An 18,157-nucleotide genomic window follows, 5' to 3' on the forward strand; every position below is an offset into this window, starting at 1 on the left:
GTCGACCTGGTTCCGCTTGCGCGGATCAGCTCTTGCGGAAGTGGTCGACGGCGATGGTGACGGAGCCTGCGGAGGTCGCCTCGACGAGCCGTACGATCGCGATTTCCCGCTGGTCGGGGCTCCGTATGCAGAAGGGGCGCTCCTTCGTGAGCGCCTTGAAGGGCAGGGCCGTGACGGGGCGCGTCTCGATCCCCCGCGCGCAGTCGTCCGGGGGCTTCCCGCCCGACGAGGCGGGAACCGTAGGGGAACCCGCCGACGGTGCGCCCCGGCCGTCGACGGCTTCCGCGTACGTCCCCGGATACGTACCGCCTCGGTTCCCTCGATTCACAAATTGACTGAATTTTCAGTCAGTGCAACAGTGGATGCCATCCAGCGCACCACTTCACCGTGCGTACCGGTCTTTCTCGGTGCAAAGCATGCACCCTGTGATGAGGGCCCGGCCCGCCTGCCTGTGCCACGCCTCCCGTGCCCGCCCCGGCCGGACGCCCCGCGCTCCGCCAGCACACGATCGGAGTCCCCCGTGTCGTTCACACCCCCCACCCGCCGGACCGTCCTGCGTACCCTCGCCGGGATCGGAGCCGCCGTTTTCGGCGCCGCGGCCTGCGGTCCCGCCGAATCCGGCGCGCAGCCCGCCGCCGACGGCTCCGCGCAGCCCACCGCGGACGGAAAGCGCCGGTTCGGCGCCGAGTGGGAGAGCCACACCCGCACCTTCATGTCCTGGCCGGCCCTCGCCTCGGTCTGGGAGCAGGACCTGCCCTACGTACGCGAGGACATCGCCCGGATCGCGCGGGCCATCGGCGGCTACGAAGCAGTGGTCATGATGGCCCGGCCCGACCAGGTGGCCGCGGCCCAGCGGGCCTGCGGCTCCCAGGTCGAGGTGATCCCGCTGGCCGTCGACGACCTGTGGGCCCGCGACACCGTCCCCGTGTTCGTCGAGGAGGGCAGCAAGGTCATCGGGGTCGACTTCAACTTCAACGGCTGGGGCAACAAGCAGGAGCACACGAACGACGCCCAGGTCGGGCGCCTGCTGCTGCAGAAGTACGGGATCCCCCGCACCCAGGCCCCGCTCGTCGCCGAGGGCGGTTCCTTCGAGACCGACGGCGAGGGCACCCTGATGGTCACCGAGAGCTCGATCGTCAACGACAACCGCAACCGGGGGAAGTCCCGGGACACCATCGAGGCCGAACTCGAGCAGACCCTCGGCGTCCAGAAGGTCATCTGGCTGGCCGGCGTACGCGGGGAGGACATCACCGACGCGCACGTCGACAGCCTCGTACGCTTCACCGCCCCCGGTGTGGTCCTGCTGGACCGCGCCCACCCCAGCACCCCGCCGGACTCCTGGTCCCGCTCCGCCGACCAGGCGAAGTCCGTCCTGTCGAAGGCGACGGACGCCCGGGGCCGGCGCTTCGAGGTCATCGACCTGCCGCAGCCCGACCTGGACCGGATCACGGGCGAGGGCGACGACTTCGTCTCCACGTACGCCAACTTCTACGTGGCCAACGACTCGGTGTTCATGCCCCAGTTCGGGGACCGCAAGGCGGACGACCGCGCCCGCGGGATCCTGCGCGAGCACTTCCCGAAGCGGGACGTCGTCATGGTGAAGATCGACACCATCGCCTCGGGCGGCGGCGGCATCCACTGCTCCACCCACGACCAGCCCGGCAGGCCCGCCGCCTGATCCCCGCGCCACCGCACCACCGGAGAGCCCGTGTCGCTCCGTACCGCCCCGCCCGCCGTGATCCGCCGGGGCCGGGACGGGGAAGGAGCAGTCGCACGCTTGGCTTAGGCTGACCCCATGGTGGGGCATTCAAGTACGCGGCAGCGGCTCGTCGTCGCCTTCGTCTCCTTCGTCCTGGCAACCACCGCGACGGTCGTGGCGGCGGCTTCGTCGACGGGCCCCGCGTCCGACGCGGGCGCGCGTCCCGCCGGCGGGTCCCAGCGGCCGCCCGAGCCGCCGAAGAAGCACGATCTGCGACTCGGTCTCTCCTACGGTGACACCCTGACGTGGAAGTCCGACGACGGCCTGGCCGCCGCCCTCAACGACGCGGTCGGCCTGGGCACCACCTGGATCCGGGTGGACCTGTCCTGGAACAACATCCAGCCCGACAGCCCGCGCACCTACCAGTGGCAGCGCTTCGACCGGATCGTGAAGGCGGCCCGCGAACGCAACCTCGACGTCCTCGCCACGGTCGCCTACACCCCCGCATGGGCGCGGGCCGAGTCCTGTACCGGGCACCGTCCCACCTGCCCGCCGGCCGACCCCAAGAAGTTCGCCGCGTTCGCGAAGCTCGCCGCCCTGCGCTACGCACCCCAGGGCGTGCACACGTGGGAGGTCTGGAACGAGCCCAACCTCCCCCAGTTCTGGTACCCCAAGCCCGACGCCAAGGCGTACACCGCCCTGCTCAAGTCCACCGCCGCCTCCCTGCGCGAAGCCGACCCGGCGGCGTACGTGCTGATGGGCGGTCTGGCGGCCGTCGGCACCTGGGAATCCATCAAGTACGTCTCCCACCTGGACTTCCTGGAACAGGTCTGCCGGCTCGGCGGCAACAAGGTGGTGGACGCGCTCAGTTACCACCCCTACGCCTGGCCCCAGCTCCCGCACGACGGCAAGGTGTTCACGGAGATCAGCAGCGCCGGCGAGAACCTGGTCGGCGTCGCCGAGCGGCACGGGACACCCGGCATGCCCGTGTGGCTGACGGAGACGGGCGCGCCGACCAACGGTGCGGGCAACCCCGCCGCCAACGAGAAGTCCCGGACGGAGAACATCACGCACGTCAGCGAGGAGTTCCAGGCGCGGATCGCCACCGATACCGTGCCCACCGCCGCGAAGGAGAAGTACGTGGCCGCCGCCTTCTGGTTCGCCCATCAGGACACGGCCACCGGCAACGACAAGAGCCATTCGAAGTACTACGGGCTGCGCCGCTACGACGGTTCCGCGAAGCCCTCGTTCGCCGCGCTCCGGGCGGCCATCGAGGAGTACGCGAAGAAGCAGCCCCGCTAGCGGCCTGCCGCGCCGGGGGGCGGCAGGCCGGTCACAGCGAGCGGAACAGGTCCACGTACCGGGCCAGGAGGCCGTCCCAGGAGAACCGTTCACGGGCGGTGCGCAGCCCCGCCCCGCCCAGCCGGTCCGCCAGCGCACCGTCCTCCAGGAGCAGCCGGCACGCACCCGCCAGGGCTTCGGGGTCGCCGGGCGGCACCAGCAGGCCGGTCCGCCCGTCCTCGACGACGTACGGGATGCCGCCGACCCGCGAGCCGACCACCGGCGTGCCGCAGGCCATCGCCTCCACGAGGACCATGCCGAACGACTCGGCCTCGGTCACTGAGGGCAGGACCAGCACCGCCGCTTCGCGGACCGCCCGGACGAGGTCGGGTCCGGTCAGCTCGCCGGTCGCGGTGACCCGGTCCGCGAGGCCGAGGGACGCGGCCAGGGCCAGCTGGTCGGCGACCGCGTCGCCGCCGCCGACCAGGCGCAGCCGGGCCCCGGGTACTTCGGCCAGGGCGCGGACGAGGACATCGACCCCCTTCCACGCCGAGGAGCGGTCGATGCGGCCGACGTAGAGGAGCGTCGGCGGACGGGTGGAGGGCGGCGGGCCCGGCGTGAAACGGCCGGTGTCGACGCCCGGACTGATCTCCAGGGCTCCGGGCCGTCCGGCGGCCAGGGAGACGGGCGACACGGCGACCAGGGCCCGGGCCCGGGCGAACACCCGGGGCAGCACCCGGCGTTCGTACAGGCCGATGAGGCGGTCCGCGGCGCCGGTTCCGGGCCCTCCCTTGAGCATCGAGCCGGCGTGGTAGGTGAGCACGGCCGGCCGGTGGCCCGCCACGGCCACGGCGAGGTCGCCGAGACCCGGTACGGGGGCGTGGGCGTGGACCATGTCGGCGCCCGTACGGCGCAGCCAGTACCGCAGCTGGAGCGGCCACAGGGGGCTCACGGGGGTGTTGGAGAGCCGGAACCAGGAGCCGAGCCGGACGACCCGCACGCCGTCCTCCAGGGAGGTACGGGTGCGCAGGCCGGGCCGGCTGGTGAGGACGACGGCGTCGAGGCCGGGCGCTTCGTGCACGGCCCGGGCGACCCGGGCCGCGTACTGCTCGACTCCCCCGAGGTGCGGCGGGTAGTAGGGGGTGACGACAGCCACCGTGCGGGGGTTCACAGGGCGGCCCGCAGCAGGCCGGGGAAGCCCTCCGCCTCGGCGACGTAGCCGGGCAGGCGGCGCCGCAGCTGCTCGCGGTAGCCGAAGTCGTCCCGGAGCAGCGGGGCGACCAGCGCCCACAGCCGGGGATGGGTGACGTCCTCGATGGCCAGCACGTGGGCGCCGAGGCCGAGATCGGCCATGATGCCGCGGGTCTTGTGCTCGTACTCGATGGCCACGCAGGGCACGCCGCTGGTCAGGGAGAAGATCACCGAGTGGAAGCGGGTGCCGATCAGCAGGGCGCACTCGCGGTAGACGCCCTTGAGGTCGCGGTAGTCCACCCGGTCCTCGATCAGCAGGGGCGCCGCGGTGCAGTGGGCGGCGATCCGGCGTTCCACGATGCGGTCGTCGTCGCCCAGGTAGTCGGTGCTGACCTGCGGGATCAGCACGACGCGCGCTCCGGTGGCCTGGACGGAGTCGATCGTCGCGGCCAGGGCCCGTTCGTACGCGTCCTGGGCGGCCGGGGCCAGCCAGCGCCTGGCCGTGACCCCGACCAGCCGCTGCTCCGGCGCGATGCCGAGTCGGGCCCGCCAGTCGAAGGACGGTGGCGGGTCGAACGCGAAGCCGGAGTCGACGCCGCGGGTGACGACCGCGTCGGGCAGGCCGCAGCCGCGCAGCTGGGCCACGCTGACGTCCTCGCGGGCCAGGACGAGCGGGGACCGGCCGAGGGCGCGGGCGACCAGACGCCGCTGGAGGGACGAGGGGAACGGGCCGTAGGACTGCGGGGCGAAGACGACGGGCACGCCGGCGCGCTGGGCAAGCAGGACGGGCAGCAGGACGAAGAAGACGTTCTGGTGGCCGTCGAGGCCCGGGCGGGCCAGGACGTACGCGCCTCCGGTGGACACCACCAGGTCGGCGCCGGCCAGGGCGTCCGCCTCGCGCCGGGCCTCGGCGGGCAGGGCCCTGCGCAGGAGACCGGCCGCTGTCCGGGGCAGCAGGAGGAGGCCGGCGGAGGCCGCGCCGACGTACACCTTCCGCAGGATCCGGCGGGCACGCGAAGCGGTGCCGTCGGCGACGTGGCGGCGGATCGAGCCGAGGTTCGGGGCGTCCTCGAATACGGGGTGGACGGCGGGGTCCTCCATGCCGGCGACCCGCACGTCGGCGCCGGGGAACGCCTCGCGGATCTGGCGCAGGCAGACGGAGAGCAGCGCGGCGTCCCCCGCGTTCTCCCGGACATAGGCGTTGATCACCACGATCTTCACGGGCGGTACCTCTCGGCAGGTGGTGCGGCGGACGACGCGGCGGCGGACGGCGGGGCCGCGGCCGTCGGCCCGGGCAGGCGCACGGCGCGCAGGGGGAGGGTGTCGACGGGGGACCAGCCCGGTCCGGGGTCGAGGTCCGGTTCCGGCGGGCGGGGCGCGGAGGGCCGACCGCGCAGCAGGGCGACGGTGGCGAACAGTCCGGCGGCCAGGTTGCCGATGCCCCAGGCGCAGCCGACCCAGACCAGCCCGTGCGGCGCCCACCACGCGGCCAGGCCGATGGTGGTGGACGCGAGGACGGCGTTGGCGGCGATGAGCTGCTTCATCCGCTGGGCCAGCTTCAGCCCGAAACACGCCCAGGTGTTGAGCGCGACGGCGAGGGCGGCGACGGCGAGCACGCCGAGCAGCCCCCTCGCGGCCGTGGTGTAGCCGCCGCCGAACACCATCAGGAGCAGTCCGCTGCCGGCCGCGACGACGGCGACGGCGGGTACCTGGACCGCGGCGATGATCTTCGCGGAGCGGCGCAGGAGTTCACCGAACCGGGACGGGTCGGAGGAGACCTCGGCGAAGACGGCCTCGCCCACGGCCGTGGAGACGGAGTTCAGGAGGGCGGCGATCTGGAAGGCGACGAAGTAGTAGCCGGCTTCGGCGGCGCCCAGCTTCTGGAGCACGATCAGCGGAGTGACCAGGACGGGCGCCAGGTTGATCAGGCTGGAGACGTAACTGGCGACCGAGAAGCGCAGCTGCTCGCGCAGTCGGGTGCCCCGGGTGCGGAAGTCGAACCGGAAGCCGAGGCGGCGCCGGAGCAGCAGCAGGGCCGCGGCGCCGGCGACCGCGTAGCCGATGCCCGCCGAGCCGAGGATTCCGGCCGCGCCGAATCCGACCAGGGCGACGGGCGCGGCGAGTTTGGCGAGTCCTTGGAGGATCCCGTCGAACAGCACGTTGTACTGCGCCATGCGGGCGCTGACGAAGACCGACTTGACCAGGAGGATCAGCGAGGCGCAGGCGCAGGACAGGACGAAGAGGGCGGCGAGGTGCGCGTGGTCGCGGACGAACAGCAGCTTGTGCCCGTACCAGGGCAGCCCCAGCAGGTAGATCCCGGCGGCGGCGCAGGAGGCCAGCAGCACCAGGGCCGTGGACTGGGTGATCTGGCCGTTGCGGGCCCTGCCCTCGGCGGGGAAGCGGATCAGGGTGCTGTTGAGTCCGAACATGCTGAGGTAGGAGAGCAGCGAGGTGGCGGAGATCAGCGAGGTGGCCAGCCCGACCTGCTCGGGCGGGTAGAAGCGCGCCACGACCACCCAGAAGAGGAAGCTCAGCCCGGCCGTCGTGACCGTGGACGCCAGCAGGAAGAACGAGCTGCGGAACATCTGGTCCGCGGGCCGGGCGTGCTTACCCACGGCCGGCGTCCCCGTAGTGCCCGAGCAGCGCCGTCACATGCCGGTCCCACCCGAAGGACGCCTCGGCAAACGCGCGGGCGGCGGCTCCCATCGCCGCCCGCCTGCCCGGATCCGCGACCAGGCCGTCGAGTGCGGCCCGCAGCGCGGGGACGGTACGGGGCACCAGCAGGGCGACGCCGCGGTCCAGGCCGTACGGGGCGTAGCCGGGGTCGTCGGTCGTGACGACGGGCAGGCCCGAGGCCATGGCCTCCTGGACGGTCAGCGGGAAGCCCTCGGCGGTGGAGGGCAGGGCGAACACGTCGCACGCGCGGTAGGCGTCGGCGAGGTCCTCGGCGGACAGGGAGCCGAGGTGGTGCACTCCGGAGCGTCCGGCGAGGGCCTCGGCGTCCCCGTCACCGGCGAGGACGAGCTCGTAGGCGCCGTCGCCGGCGTGGGCGTCGAGGAGGAGGCCGTACCCCTTCTTGGGGACGAGCCGGCCCGCGAAGAGCACCAGGGTGCGCCCGGCCGGCAGACCGAGCCGCGCACGGGCCGCGGCGCGCTCCGCGGGGTCGGCGGGCGGCCGGAACAGGCCGGTGTCCACGCCGTTGGCGAGGTGGTGGCGGGCCTCGGCACGGGCGCCGAGCTTCAGGACGAACGCGGCGACGTCGGCGTTGACGGTGAGCACCCGGCGGGCGCGGCGGAGCTGGGGCCGGCCCGCGACGGCGTAGACGGCCCGCTGGACGCCGCGCACGAGGGCCGAGGGGTGCGCCACCAGGCCGACGTGCTGGGTGACCACGGTGGGGGTGCGGGTGGCGGCCGCGGCGAGTCCGGCCGCCCAGGAAGAGGCGTAGAGGCAGTCGTGGACGTGGACGACGTCGGCGTGGCGGGCCCAGCGAAGGGCTGCGGGCAGCAGGGCCGGCGAGAACAGCGGGAAGGGGACGCCCGACCGGCGCTCCACCACGTTGGACGCGGCGACGCGTACGACGCGGACGCCGTCCTCGTGGTGGGTCCCGGCGCGGTCGCCGCTGGTGAGGACGGTGACGTCGGCGCCGTGCCGGGCCAGGTGGAGGGCCTCGTTGCGGACGACGTTCTCGATGCCGCCCAGGTGCGGCGGGTAGTAGTGGCTGACGAGCAGGACCCGGGGCCGGCGCCGGACGTGGTTCATCGGTAGACCACCGCCCCTTCGTTGCTGTAGATCAGGTTGCGTGTGGTGTCGAGGAGGTCGCGCGGATACCGGTACGTCACGAGGTCGCCCCGGAAGAATACGGTGACCTCGTCCTTGCGGGTGGGGGTGGACCCGAGCAGGACGTAGGACTGGGACCGCAGCAGCGCGGGGTGGACGCTGTCCTGCGTGCGAACGGTGAAGAGGGTCTGGAGACGGCTGAACGAGTACCGGTCCGTCTGGACGACGAGGTCGTCGCCCGCCGCCCGCTGGTTGAGCCACATGGCGGCCCGGCGGTCCTCTGCGTGCGGGTAGTAGATGTCGTACGAGGGACCGGAATTGCTCAGCGCGAGCTGCGCGGGGTAGCCGCCGAGTGCCTTGGGGACGGCCCCGGTCAGGTCGAGCAGCAGCCCGGCGACGAGGACGCACAGCAGGGGGACGGCGCGGCGGCCGGCCCAGCGCACCGCCCACAGGGCGCCGGCGGCGATGAACGGCGCGAAGAACAACAGGCCCTGCTGGAAGGCGCGGAGCACGCTGTAGTCGACCGACAGCTGCGGCACCAGCGTGAACAGGCCCATCATCGCGAGGGCGCCCACGGTCAGGGTGATCTGGTCGCGGACGGGCGTGAACGGGCTCCTGCGGCCGCGCAGGGCGATCACGAACCCGACCAGGACCAGGACTTGGAGCAGCAGGGCGGCGGCCTGCCGGAGCACGCCGTTGAGGGCGGGCACGCTCAGGCCGACCGTGTCCAGCGCCCGGCCGACGGGGGTGAGCGGCAGGTTCTCCTTCTCTGCCACGGGCGTGGGGTACTTCGCGAGGCTCTCCAGCGGCAGGTACGTGCCCTCGGCGCGGTCGGCCCGGGTGTAGCCGATGGTGTCCTCGCGGTATTCGGCGAGCCGCTCCTCGGGGGTGACTCCGGCGCCGCCGAAGAGGCTGTAGCGGGTGTCGGAGGAGCCGCCGCGGGCGTCGCCGGACCCGAACAGGTCGCTCGCGACGACCCGCAGTGTGCTTTCGAGCTGGCCACCGGTGTGGGTGAGGGGACCGGCCCAGAGCAGGGCGAGAACGGCCGGTACGGCCACGGCCCACCAGGTCAGGAAGGTCCGCATGTGGCCTTGGCCGCCTTCGCGGTGCGGACGGGCGCGGCCCGCCCGGGAGGTCAGCCGCCAGACCTTGTCCACGGCGAACGCGGTCGCCAGGGTGCCGACGATCACGTAGATCGTCGAGTAGTGCGACAGGACCACTCCGGCCATCAGCCCGGTGAACACCGCGCGCCGCAGGGGCAGCGGGCGCCGGGAATCCGTCAGGACGAGCATCGCGCAGGCCAGGAGCAGGAAGGCGACGGCCTGCCGGCCCAGGAACGGCATGTCGGTGAAGAAGGTCGGGAACGCCATGAAGAACACGGCGGAGAGCAGCGCCACGAGCGGGGACGCCACATTGCGCACCGCGCGATGGACCAGCACCGGGGTCAGGGCGAACAGCAGCGGCAGGACGGCCTTGAAGACGTAGATGTCCTCGATGCCCGTGAGCCGGAACACGCTGACCGGAAGCAGGGTGATGCTCAAGCACGCGTTGTACGGGTCGGTGTAGGCGGAGATGTCCCAGAAGCCGCCGCCGAGAGTGAGCCGGAAGTAGAGGTACTCGCGCTGGATGTCGTGCCCGGTGATGTACCAGCCGCGCAGGGAGGTGAGCAGCAGCAGGGTGGCGGAGGCCGCGTAGAGCCCGGCCTCCAGGACGAGCGGGGAGCAGCGTCCGTGGCGTACCAGCAGGAGGACGATCAGCGCCGCCACGACGACCAGGGCGGCTGTGCTGACGGCGCCGCCCAGGCCGTTGTTGAGCCTGATCGGACCGGCCACGGACAGCAGCAGCGCGACCCCGGCCGTCCAGGCGACCGGGCGGGCGCCGCGCCGGGGTGCGCCGCGCAGGAGGGGCCGTGGTGACTGGGGGGCGAGGATTCCGAGGACGAGCAGCACGAGGGTGGTCGCCGAGGCCAGCACCAACCGGGTCAGGGGCCGTTCCACACCGAGCAGCGGAAGCACGGTGTTGACGCCCAGCGCCACGAGGATGTCGAGGAGCACGGCGAGGCCGGCCGCCAGCATGAGGGAGCCGCTGCGGGTGGAGACCACCTTGTCGGTGAGGCCGCGCAGCAGCAGGACGGGCGCGGCGAAGAGCAGCCACAGGCCGACCGGAGCGAGCAGGAGGGCGGGGACGCCGGGCAGCGTCTCGACGGCGCAGGCGGGGCCGAGGCTCAGCAGGACGCCGAGCCGTCCGCGCAGCCAGGGGGGCGGGTTCATATTCCTGCCTTCCGGTACACGAGCTCCACCTGCCGGGTGACTTCGTCCCAGGTGTGGCGGCGGGCCCGCTCGGCACTGCGGGCGGCCAGCCGGGCACGCAGGGCGGGGTCGGACGCGAGGCGGTCCACGGCGGCGGCGAGCGCGGCCGGGTCCGGTGCGGCCAGCAGGCCGACGCCGCGGAGCAGTTCCGTGTTGCCGGGGACGTCGGTGGCCAGGACGGGAAGGGCGGCGGCCATGGCCTCCAGCGCGGCGAGGGGCATGCCCTCGCGGTCGGAGGGCAGGACGAAGGCGTCGGCGTCCGCGTAGGCGGCGAGGAGGTCCCCGCCGTGCAGGGGCCCGGTGAACTCGACGCGCTCGCCGAGGCCGAGGCGGGCGGCGCGGGCGCGCAGATCGGCGTCGAGCTCGCCGCCGCCGACGATGCGGAGCGTGACCGGAGCCTCGGTCAGGCTGATCGCGTCCAGCAGGCGTGCGAGGTTCTTCTGGGCGCTGAGGCGGCCGACGTAGAGCAGCCGCAGGGGCCGGTGGGTGGTGGTCGCACCGGCTGCGCCGACGGGGGCGGTGGCGGTGGCGGTCCGGAAGAACTCCGGACCGACTCCGTTGGGCACCACGTGCACCCGGGCGGTCGGCACCCGGTATGCCTCCTCGACGAAGCGGGCCTGCTGCTCGGTCAGGACGATGACCGCCGCGGCGGCGCGCGCGACGCGTGCGAAGACGTGCTTCTTGTAGGCGGGCAGGAGTCCGCCGAGCCGGCCGCTGGCGTCCACGTCGAGGTGGAAGTGGAGCACGAACGGCTGTCGGCGCAGCCGGGCGGCGAGTGCCACGGTCTCCGGCAGGAGGGCGTGCGCGCAGTGCGCGTGCAGCACGGCGCCGCGCGGCGCGGCCAGGAGGGAGCCGAGGAGCCCGGGCGCGATCGCGGTGTGGGCGAACTCGGCTGCGCGGTGCCTGCGTACGGCGACGCCGTCCTCCCGGGCCCGCCGCGGCGCGCCGCCGGAGCCCAGCGTGGTGGTGACGACGCGGACGTCGTGGCGTTCGGCGAGGCGGCGCGACAGGTGCAGCACGACGCGCTCGAGGCCGCCGAGGTGCGGGGGGTAGTACGGGGTGATCTGGACAATGGTGCGCATCAGAGTTCCGGGGGCCGGCCGAAGCGGAAGTGAAGGGTCTGGGGGTGCCCGGTGAGCGAGACCCGGACCAGGGCGACATCGGTCCCCTTGGCCCGGATCCGCGCCGTGACCGGGACCGCGGCGCCCTGGTGGGGTTCGACGGGGTAGGTCTCGGTCGCCAGCACCTTGCCGTTCGCAGCCTCGACGGTGAGCGTCGCGACCAGTGACCGGGCTCCGGAACCGTGGTCGTTCACGGCGAAGGGAACGAGGACGCTCGCTCCGTCGAAGCGCGGGTTCTCGGTGAAGTAGAGCTCGATGAAGGCAGCTTGCCGACGGGTGAACGAGTCCAGCAGGATCGTCCGCACGGGCGGCAGCGACCAGGCGCCCGCGCACAGGGCGACCGCCACGGCGAGCACCAGGGCCGCTCGGATCAGACGCTTCCTCATGCCGGGGTGTGCCGCCGTTCGTAGCGCGCGGAGCGGTCCTGACCGGGTCGGCGGAAGCGGTGTTCGAAGAGCTGGCGCAGATTGGCCATCCCGTCGGGCAGCGCGTTGAGCTTCACCTCGCCCTGGCGGTTGCGGTACTCGATGGGCACTTCGAGGTACCGGTAGCCGGCCCGGGTGGCGGCGTTCTTGATCTCCTGGGAGAAGGCCATGCCGGTCGACTTCACGTCGACGCCGTCCCAGACGTAGCGCCGGAAGACCCACATGCCGGACTGCGAGTCGCGCAGCCCGTTGCGGAACAAGGCCCGGCTCAGGGCGCTCAGTGCGTAGTTGGCGACGGTGTGGGACCGCTTCATCGCCGGGCGGTTCTCGCGGCGGAGCCGGTTGGTCGTCATGAACTCGACGTCGGCCTCGGTCAGGGTGCCCAGCAACTCGGGCAGGGAGTCGAACGGGTAGGTGCAGTCGGCGTCGCCGGTCGCTATGACGTCGCCCTTGGCCGCGCGGAACCCGGCGTGGTAGGCGTTGCCGTACCCCCGCTCCGGCTGGGAGACGACGGTGGCGCCGAGCGCGGCGGCCACCGCGGCGGTGTCGTCGGTGGAAGCGTTGTCGACGACGATGACCTCGGTCTCCCAGCCCAGGGCGCGGAGCGCGCCCGTGGGCACCGAGTTGACCACGGTGGGCAGGTTGGGCGCCTCGTTGAGCGCCGGAATCACGACGGAAAGCGTATTCAATTCATCCCCCGGTGCCGGACCAGAACGACGGCCGTACGAGCGCCCCGGCAACTGAGGGCCTTCACATCGTGGAGTCTCGGCCGCATGTCGAGCCGGGCGGTCTGCTGGGTGTTTCTGTTACGGACGTCAGCCCGGTATCCGGGCCAGCGGTGACCCTATCCGACGCGTGAGACACCGATCCACCAGGGTGACCTGCCCGTAACGATCGAATCGGAGCCGAACCGGCCGGAAAGAGGTCAACCGACGAGCCACGAACCGACAGGCTTGATCTCTTTGTCGAGCTTTCCGCCCTTCAGTGCCAGAACCTGATCCGCACTCAGTGGCTTGTCCCACACCAGCACGTGACCGATGACACCGGCCCAGGGCCCGCTCCAGATCCCGTGATGGCGGGAGCGGCCCAGCTGCAGCGGCCCTTGGCCCGACCAGGCGGCCGCCACCGGGGCACGGCCGGCCTCCTTGCCGTCGACGTACAGCGTCAACGTCTTGGCCTGGGCGTCGTACACGCCGGTCAGCAGGGCCCAGGTGCGGACCGTGTTCAAGCCGTCCGAGGCGGCGGCCACGGCGGTGGAGGCCGCGCCCTTCTCGTCGGTCTGCATCCGGAACACCCAGGACTTCTTGCCGTTGCTGTCCTCGCGGCCCAACTCGAAGGAGTACGAGGTGCCGTCGCCCTGGCTGATGGCGAACCGCGAGCCGCCCTCGGCCTCGTTGTAGACCCAGGCGGAGACGGTGAAGTCCTTGGACGCGTCGACGACCTGCTCGGCGGCCTGCGCGTACGAGTTGCCGTTGCTGCGCAGGCGCAGCACGTTGCCGTTGTCCACCTTGCCGAGAACGGCGTCGGGGCTGAGCGCGATGTTGACCTGGCCGGAACGGTCGCGCAGCAGGTTCGGCTCGCCCGGGACGGTGGGCGCGTTGGGGTCCTGGCCGGGGGCGGCGGTCGCCGACTGCGAGGCGTCGGGGCCCGGAGCGTTCCCGTCCTTGTCGGTTCTGTCCAGGATGAAGAGCCCGGCGCCGACGCCGAGGCCGCATGCCGCCACCCCGATGGCGGCCATCCATATCCGCTTGCGCGTCCGCTGCTGCGACTCCGAACGGTCCGCCATCGCCTGCCAGTCGGGCTGAGGCGGAGGCGTGAACCCGGTCAACTGCGGCTGCGGCTGCGGCTGCGGCTGGGGCTGGGGCTGGGGCTCCAGAGGCGGCTGCTGCGTCCGGGGGTCCTGGGGAGGGTGCGGCGGCTCTGCGTCAGCCCCCGGCCGGGACTGCGGCTGCTGGTACGGATTGGGCTGCCAGGCCTGCGGAAAGCCATAACCGCCGGGCGTCCCCTGGGGGTATCCGTAGCCCCCCTGCCCCGCGGCGGGGTCCGGCTGGGGAGTGCTCGTACGATCCGTACCGTCAGTCATGGCACGGATCGTAAAACATGACCGCCGGACCGCCACCAGACGGTACGGCACGAGTATCGGCGGGGCGTTCCGGGCGGCGCACCCGGCCGCTGACCGCGCCGCAAGATCGCCGGACACGGGCCGCCCCCGCCCCCATAACGATCAAGGGGCCGTTTCAGATTGCTCTGAAACGACCCCTGACCGACTCCTTCGAGTCGGGACGACAGGATTTGAACCTGCGACCCCTTGACCCCCAGTCAAGTGCGCTACCAAGCTGCGCCACGTCCCGTTGTGCCTGCGACCTGGGGTTTCCCCGTGCTCGGCGGCACATGCAGAACATTACCCCACGCAGAGGGGTGTGCATGCACCGGTAATCGCCGAGAGGGAGGATGGGGTGGTGAACGCACGGGATCGGGACGTTGAGGGGCGGGCGCGGAGTGCGCGGCCGCGGGACGGTTTGGGGCGGCCGCTGACGTACGGGGTGGCCGGCGTGGAGCGGCAGCCCGAGGGGGCGGTGCGGTCGGCCGGGGAGACCGTGCGGGAGGCGCAGCGGTTGCTGGATGCCGGGATGCCGTTCCACGCGCACGAGGTGTTCGAGGACGCCTGGAAGTCCGGGCCCGCGGCCGCGGCGCCGCTCTGGCGGGGGCTCGCGCAGCTCGCCGTCGGGTTGACGCACGCCGCGCGCGGCAATGCCGTCGGCGGGGCGCGGCTGCTGCGGCGCGGGGCCGTCGGCATCGAGGGGCTGGACGGAGGGCCGTACGGGGTCGACGTGCCGGGCCTGGTGCGGTGGGCCGGGGAGCTGGCCGGCCGGGTGGAGGCCGGCGGCCCGCCGGTCGACCCCGTGCGGGAGGCTCCCCGGCTATCCCGCGGCGGGCTGTAGCAGGTCCCAGCGGTTGCCGTACAGGTCTTCGAAGACGGCGACGGAGCCGTACGGCTCGTGGCGCGGCTCCTCCAGGAAGCGGACGCCCTCGGCGGTCATCCGGGCGTGGTCGCGGGCGAAGTCGTCGGTGTACAGGAAGTGGCCGACGCGGCCGCCCGTCTGGTCGCCGACCCGGGAGCGCTGGGCCTCGTCCTTGGCGCGGGCCAGCAGCAGGGCGGATTTCGTCCGTGCGATGGACCACGGCCCGGTACTCGGCGAGGTGGGCGGCGAGCAGGTCCACCCGCTCCACCGCGGTGCGGGAGCCGTGGGCGTGGAGGTAGTCGCGGGGGATCTCCACCGCAGGGGCCTCGTCGCGCAGCGCCCGGCGGATCCGGCCCAGGATGCGGTCCTTGCTGCTCATCGCGGGTCGCTCCGTTCCCGGGCCCACCAGTCACGGAAGGGCTCCGCGGCCACGGTGGGGAGTTCGCGGCTGTCGGTCCAGGCCCGCCCGGCTCCGGGGAGCCTACGGGGCGCCAGGCGCCGGGCCCGGGCCAGCAGCCGCTCCGCCGAGCGCAGGGCCCCGGGGCGGTCCAGGAGCAGCCGGGCGGCACGCATGGCGGCCCGTTCGGCGGTGTGGCCGTGCGCGGGGCGCAGCGTGACGCGGACGCCGCCGCGGGTCACCGGGCCGCCCTGGGCCACCCGTTCGCGGAGGTGGACGAGGACCTCGGGGATGTCGATGGCGACCGGGCAGACCTCGTAGCAGGCCCCGCACAGGGTGGACGCGTAGGGCAGCGAGGCGTCGATCGCGCTGCCGGTGCCGCGGAGTTGGGGGCTGAGGATCGCGCCGATCGGCCCGGGGTAGACGGAGCCGTAGGCGTGGCCGCCGGCGCGTTCGTAGACGGGGCAGACGTTGAGGCAGGCGGAGCAGCGGATGCAGCGCAGGGCCTGCCGGCCGGTCGGGTCGGCGAGGGTGTCGGTACGGCCGTTGTCGAGGAGAACGAGGTGGAAGGCGGAGGGGCCGTCGCCGTCCGTCGTGCCGGTCCACATCGTCGTGTACGGGTTCATCCGCTCGGCCGTGGAGGAGCGCGGCAGCGTCTGGAGGAAGATCTCCAGGTCGCGGAAGGTCGGAACGACCTTCTCGATGCCCACGACCGAGATCAGGGTCTCGGGCAGGGTCAGGCACATCCGGCCGTTCCCCTCGGACTCGAAGACGACCATGGTGCCGGACTCGGCGACCATAAAATTGGCTCCGGACACGGCGACCTTGGCGCGCAGGAACTTCTCGCGCAGGTGCAGGCGGGCCGCCTCGGCCAGTTCCCGCGGATCGTCGCCCAGCGGTTCGGGCGCCGCCCGGCCCCAACTACCCATCTCCGCACGGAAGATGTCGCGGATCTCCGCCCGGTTGCGGTGGATGGCCGGGACCAGGATGTGGGAGGGCCGGTCGTGGCCGAGCTGCACGATGAGCTCGGCGAGGTCGGTCTCGTACGCGGCGATCCCGGCGGCCTCCAGGGCCTCGTTGAGCCCGATCTCCTGCGTGGCCATGGACTTGACCTTGACGACCTCGCGCTCGCCGGTCGAGCGGACCAGGTCCGTGACGATCCGGTTGGCCTCGTCCGCGTCGGCGGCCCAGTGGACGGTGCCGCCGGCCGCCGTGACCGCCTCCTCCAACTGCAGCAGGTAGCGGTCGAGATGGCGCAGCGTATGGTCCTTGACCGCCTTGCCCGCGGCGCGCAGCCGGTCCCAGTCCGCGAGCTCGGCGACGGCCCGCCGGCGTTTGTCGCGGATGGTGTGCGTGGCGTGCCGCAGGTTGGCGCGCAGCACCTCGTCCCGTACGGCCTCCCGCGCGGCAGCGGGGAAGGCGGGCATGCCCAGGTGGGTACCGGTCACGGCAGCGGTTCCTCCTCGGTCGCGGCCAGGATCTCGGCGAGGTGCAGGGTCCGCATCGGGCTGTCCGCGCGGCGCAGCAGGCCGTCGAGGTGGGCGAGGCAGGAGTTGTCGGCTCCGCACAGAACCCGGGCTCCGGTGCCGGCCGCGGCCGCGATCTTGTCGGCGCCCATGGCGGTGGACACGTCCGGGTTCTTGACGGCGAAGGTGCCGCCGAAGCCGCAGCACTCCTCGGCGCCCGGCAGTTCGACCAGGTCCAGGCCCTTGACCGCGGCCAGCAGCCGCCGCGGCCGGTCCCCGAGCCCCAGACCGCGCAGACCGTGACAGGAGGGGTGGTAGGTGACGGTGTGCGGAAAGTACGCGCCGACGTCGGTCACCCCCAGCACGTCCACCAGGAACTCGGTCAGCTCGTACACGCGCGGCGCGAGCGAGGCGGCCGCCGCGGCGAGCTCGCCGCCCCGCCCCTCCTCCGCCGCCTTCCGGCCGATGCGCGGGTAGTGCTCGCGGATCATCGCGGCGCAGGATCCGGACGGGGTGACCACGTACGGGTGGCCGTCGAAGGCCTGCGCGGTACGCCGCAGCAGCGGTTCGGTCTCGTACCGGTAGCCGGTGTTGTACTGCGGCTGCCCGCAGCAGCTCTGGGCCGCAGGGAAGTCCACGTCGACGCCGAGCCGCTCCAGGAGGCGTACGACGGCGATACCGGTTCGCGGGTAGAGCGCGTCATTGACGCAGGTGACGAACAGGGCGGCTCGCATGATGGGCACAATAGCCCGGTGAAGAAGTTCTCAGTGATCGGCATAGGCGCGGGCGACCCGGACCATCTGACCCTCCAGGCGGTCAGGGCGATCGGCGCGGCGGACGCATTCCTCATCCTGGAGAAGGGCGAGGAGAAGGCGGATCTGACCGGGCTGCGGCGCGCGATGCTCGACGCGCACGCCCGCCCCGGCCACCGGCTGGTGGAGGGCCGCGACCCGGACCGGGACCGGACGCCCGCCGACTACACCCCGACGGTGGACGGCTGGCGCAGCGCGCGGGCCGAGCTCTTCGAGCGCTTCATCGCCGAGGACCTGGCGGACGGCGAGACCGGGGCTTTCCTGGTCTGGGGCGATCCCTCCCTCTACGACTCCACGCTCGCGATCCTCGACGAGGTGCTGGAGCGCGGCCGGGTGCCCTTCGAGCACGAGGTCGTGCCCGGCATCAGCAGCATCTCGGCGCTGCTGGCGCGGCACCGGACCAACCTGAACCGGGTCGGACGCCCCGTCCAGATCACCACCGGCCGCCGACTGGCCGAGGGCTGGCCGGACGACGTGGACGACGTGGTGGTCATGCTGGACGCGCGGCACGCCTTCACGGCCCACCTGGACAAGGACCTCTACATCTACTGGGGGGCCTACGTCGGCACCCCGGACGAGATCCTGGTCCAGGGCAGGCTCGCGGAGGTCGCCGGGCGCATCGAGGAGCTGCGCACCGAGGCCCGTGCCCGCAAGGGCTGGATCATGGACACGTACCTGCTCAGGCGCGGCTGAGGTTCGGCACGCCGACGGGCACG

Annotated in this window: 16 protein-coding genes, 1 tRNA gene and 1 pseudogene; 4 read left to right on the forward strand and 14 right to left on the reverse strand. The window is 72.9% G+C overall.

Translation table 11 applies throughout. The features are described 5' to 3' along the window. Positions 1–25: 25 nt before the first annotated feature. Complete coding sequence (locus tag OG373_RS07740; protein WP_405436954.1) at positions 26–328, reverse strand: hypothetical protein; 303 nt, start codon at positions 326–328, stop codon at positions 26–28. A 192-nt stretch (positions 329–520) separates the two neighbouring features. Here OG373_RS07740 and OG373_RS07745 point away from each other — a divergent pair, with 192 nt between their 5' ends. Together OG373_RS07745 and OG373_RS07750 are read left to right on the forward strand one after the other, a co-directional pair. Next, positions 521–1,678, forward strand: a complete 1,158-nt coding sequence (locus OG373_RS07745; protein ID WP_405436956.1) for an agmatine deiminase family protein — start codon at positions 521–523, stop codon at positions 1,676–1,678. A gap of 117 nt (positions 1,679–1,795) precedes the next feature. After that, positions 1,796–3,001: a cellulase family glycosylhydrolase gene (locus OG373_RS07750; protein WP_405436958.1), complete on the forward strand. Its 1,206-nt coding sequence runs from the start codon at positions 1,796–1,798 to the stop codon at positions 2,999–3,001. Positions 3,002–3,032: 31 nt separating this feature from the next. On the opposite strand, the gene OG373_RS07755 is transcribed toward OG373_RS07750, so the two are convergent. From OG373_RS07755 to OG373_RS07800, 10 genes are all read right to left on the reverse strand, one after another. After that, a complete protein-coding gene (locus OG373_RS07755; protein WP_405436960.1) occupies positions 3,033–4,136 on the reverse strand; it encodes a glycosyltransferase family 4 protein in 1,104 nt (367 codons plus the stop codon). Between the two features lie 11 nt (positions 4,137–4,147). Next, positions 4,148–5,392 (reverse strand): polysaccharide pyruvyl transferase family protein, encoded by a 1,245-nt coding sequence (locus tag OG373_RS07760; RefSeq protein ID WP_405436962.1) that lies wholly within the window; start codon positions 5,390–5,392, stop codon positions 4,148–4,150. Further along, on the reverse strand, positions 5,389–6,786 hold the full coding sequence (locus OG373_RS07765) for a lipopolysaccharide biosynthesis protein (protein ID WP_405436964.1): 1,398 nt from the start codon (positions 6,784–6,786) through the stop codon (positions 5,389–5,391). Before OG373_RS07765 ends, OG373_RS07760 begins: the two co-directional genes overlap by 4 nt. Continuing rightward, positions 6,779–7,930, reverse strand: coding sequence for a glycosyltransferase family 4 protein (locus OG373_RS07770; protein ID WP_405436967.1), 1,152 nt, complete (start codon positions 7,928–7,930; stop codon positions 6,779–6,781). The genes OG373_RS07765 and OG373_RS07770 overlap by 8 nt, the downstream gene beginning before the upstream one ends. Further along, the gene (locus OG373_RS07775; protein ID WP_405436970.1) at positions 7,927–10,218 is read right to left on the reverse strand and encodes a DUF2206 domain-containing protein; all 2,292 of its coding nucleotides are present in this window, start codon (positions 10,216–10,218) and stop codon (positions 7,927–7,929) included. Before OG373_RS07775 ends, OG373_RS07770 begins: the two co-directional genes overlap by 4 nt. Next, positions 10,215–11,339, reverse strand: a complete 1,125-nt coding sequence (locus OG373_RS07780) for a glycosyltransferase family 4 protein (RefSeq protein ID WP_405436972.1) — start codon at positions 11,337–11,339, stop codon at positions 10,215–10,217. Before OG373_RS07780 ends, OG373_RS07775 begins: the two co-directional genes overlap by 4 nt. After that, complete coding sequence (locus OG373_RS07785) at positions 11,339–11,764, reverse strand: hypothetical protein (protein WP_405436974.1); 426 nt, start codon at positions 11,762–11,764, stop codon at positions 11,339–11,341. Before OG373_RS07785 ends, OG373_RS07780 begins: the two co-directional genes overlap by 1 nt. Further along, positions 11,761–12,474 carry a glycosyltransferase family 2 protein gene (locus OG373_RS07790; RefSeq protein ID WP_405436976.1) on the reverse strand — a complete coding sequence of 238 codons (714 nt, stop codon included), beginning with the start codon at positions 12,472–12,474 and terminating at the stop codon, positions 11,761–11,763. The genes OG373_RS07785 and OG373_RS07790 overlap by 4 nt, the downstream gene beginning before the upstream one ends. 254 nt (positions 12,475–12,728) lie before the next feature. Next, complete coding sequence (locus tag OG373_RS07795; protein ID WP_405436977.1) at positions 12,729–13,886, reverse strand: LamG domain-containing protein; 1,158 nt, start codon at positions 13,884–13,886, stop codon at positions 12,729–12,731. Positions 13,887–14,080: 194 nt separating this feature from the next. Further along, positions 14,081–14,154, reverse strand: a tRNA-Pro gene (locus OG373_RS07800). Between the two features lie 84 nt (positions 14,155–14,238). On the opposite strand from OG373_RS07800, the gene OG373_RS07805 reads away from it, so the two are divergent. After that, positions 14,239–14,745, forward strand: coding sequence for a DUF309 domain-containing protein (locus OG373_RS07805; protein ID WP_405443978.1), 507 nt, complete (start codon positions 14,239–14,241; stop codon positions 14,743–14,745). On the opposite strand, the pseudogene OG373_RS07810 reads toward OG373_RS07805, so the two are convergent. The 3 genes and pseudogenes from OG373_RS07810 to OG373_RS07820 form a co-directional block, all read right to left on the reverse strand. Beyond that, positions 14,725–14,961: pseudogene (locus OG373_RS07810) on the reverse strand (VOC family protein); the annotation flags it as partial. The gene OG373_RS07805 and the pseudogene OG373_RS07810 overlap by 21 nt on opposite strands. A gap of 180 nt (positions 14,962–15,141) precedes the next feature. Continuing rightward, positions 15,142–16,611, reverse strand: a complete 1,470-nt coding sequence (locus tag OG373_RS07815; protein ID WP_405436979.1) for a lactate utilization protein B — start codon at positions 16,609–16,611, stop codon at positions 15,142–15,144. Next, complete coding sequence (locus tag OG373_RS07820) at positions 16,608–17,363, reverse strand: (Fe-S)-binding protein (protein WP_405436981.1); 756 nt, start codon at positions 17,361–17,363, stop codon at positions 16,608–16,610. The genes OG373_RS07815 and OG373_RS07820 overlap by 4 nt, the downstream gene beginning before the upstream one ends. A gap of 18 nt (positions 17,364–17,381) precedes the next feature. On the opposite strand from OG373_RS07820, the gene cobF reads away from it, so the two are divergent. Beyond that, positions 17,382–18,134 carry a precorrin-6A synthase (deacetylating) gene (gene cobF, locus OG373_RS07825; RefSeq protein WP_397729571.1) on the forward strand — a complete coding sequence of 251 codons (753 nt, stop codon included), beginning with the start codon at positions 17,382–17,384 and terminating at the stop codon, positions 18,132–18,134. The last annotated feature ends 23 nt before the right edge of the window (positions 18,135–18,157 follow it).

The sequence above is a fragment of the Streptomyces avidinii genome (genome assembly GCF_045161815.1).
GTDB lineage: Bacteria > Actinomycetota > Actinomycetes > Streptomycetales > Streptomycetaceae > Streptomyces > Streptomyces avidinii.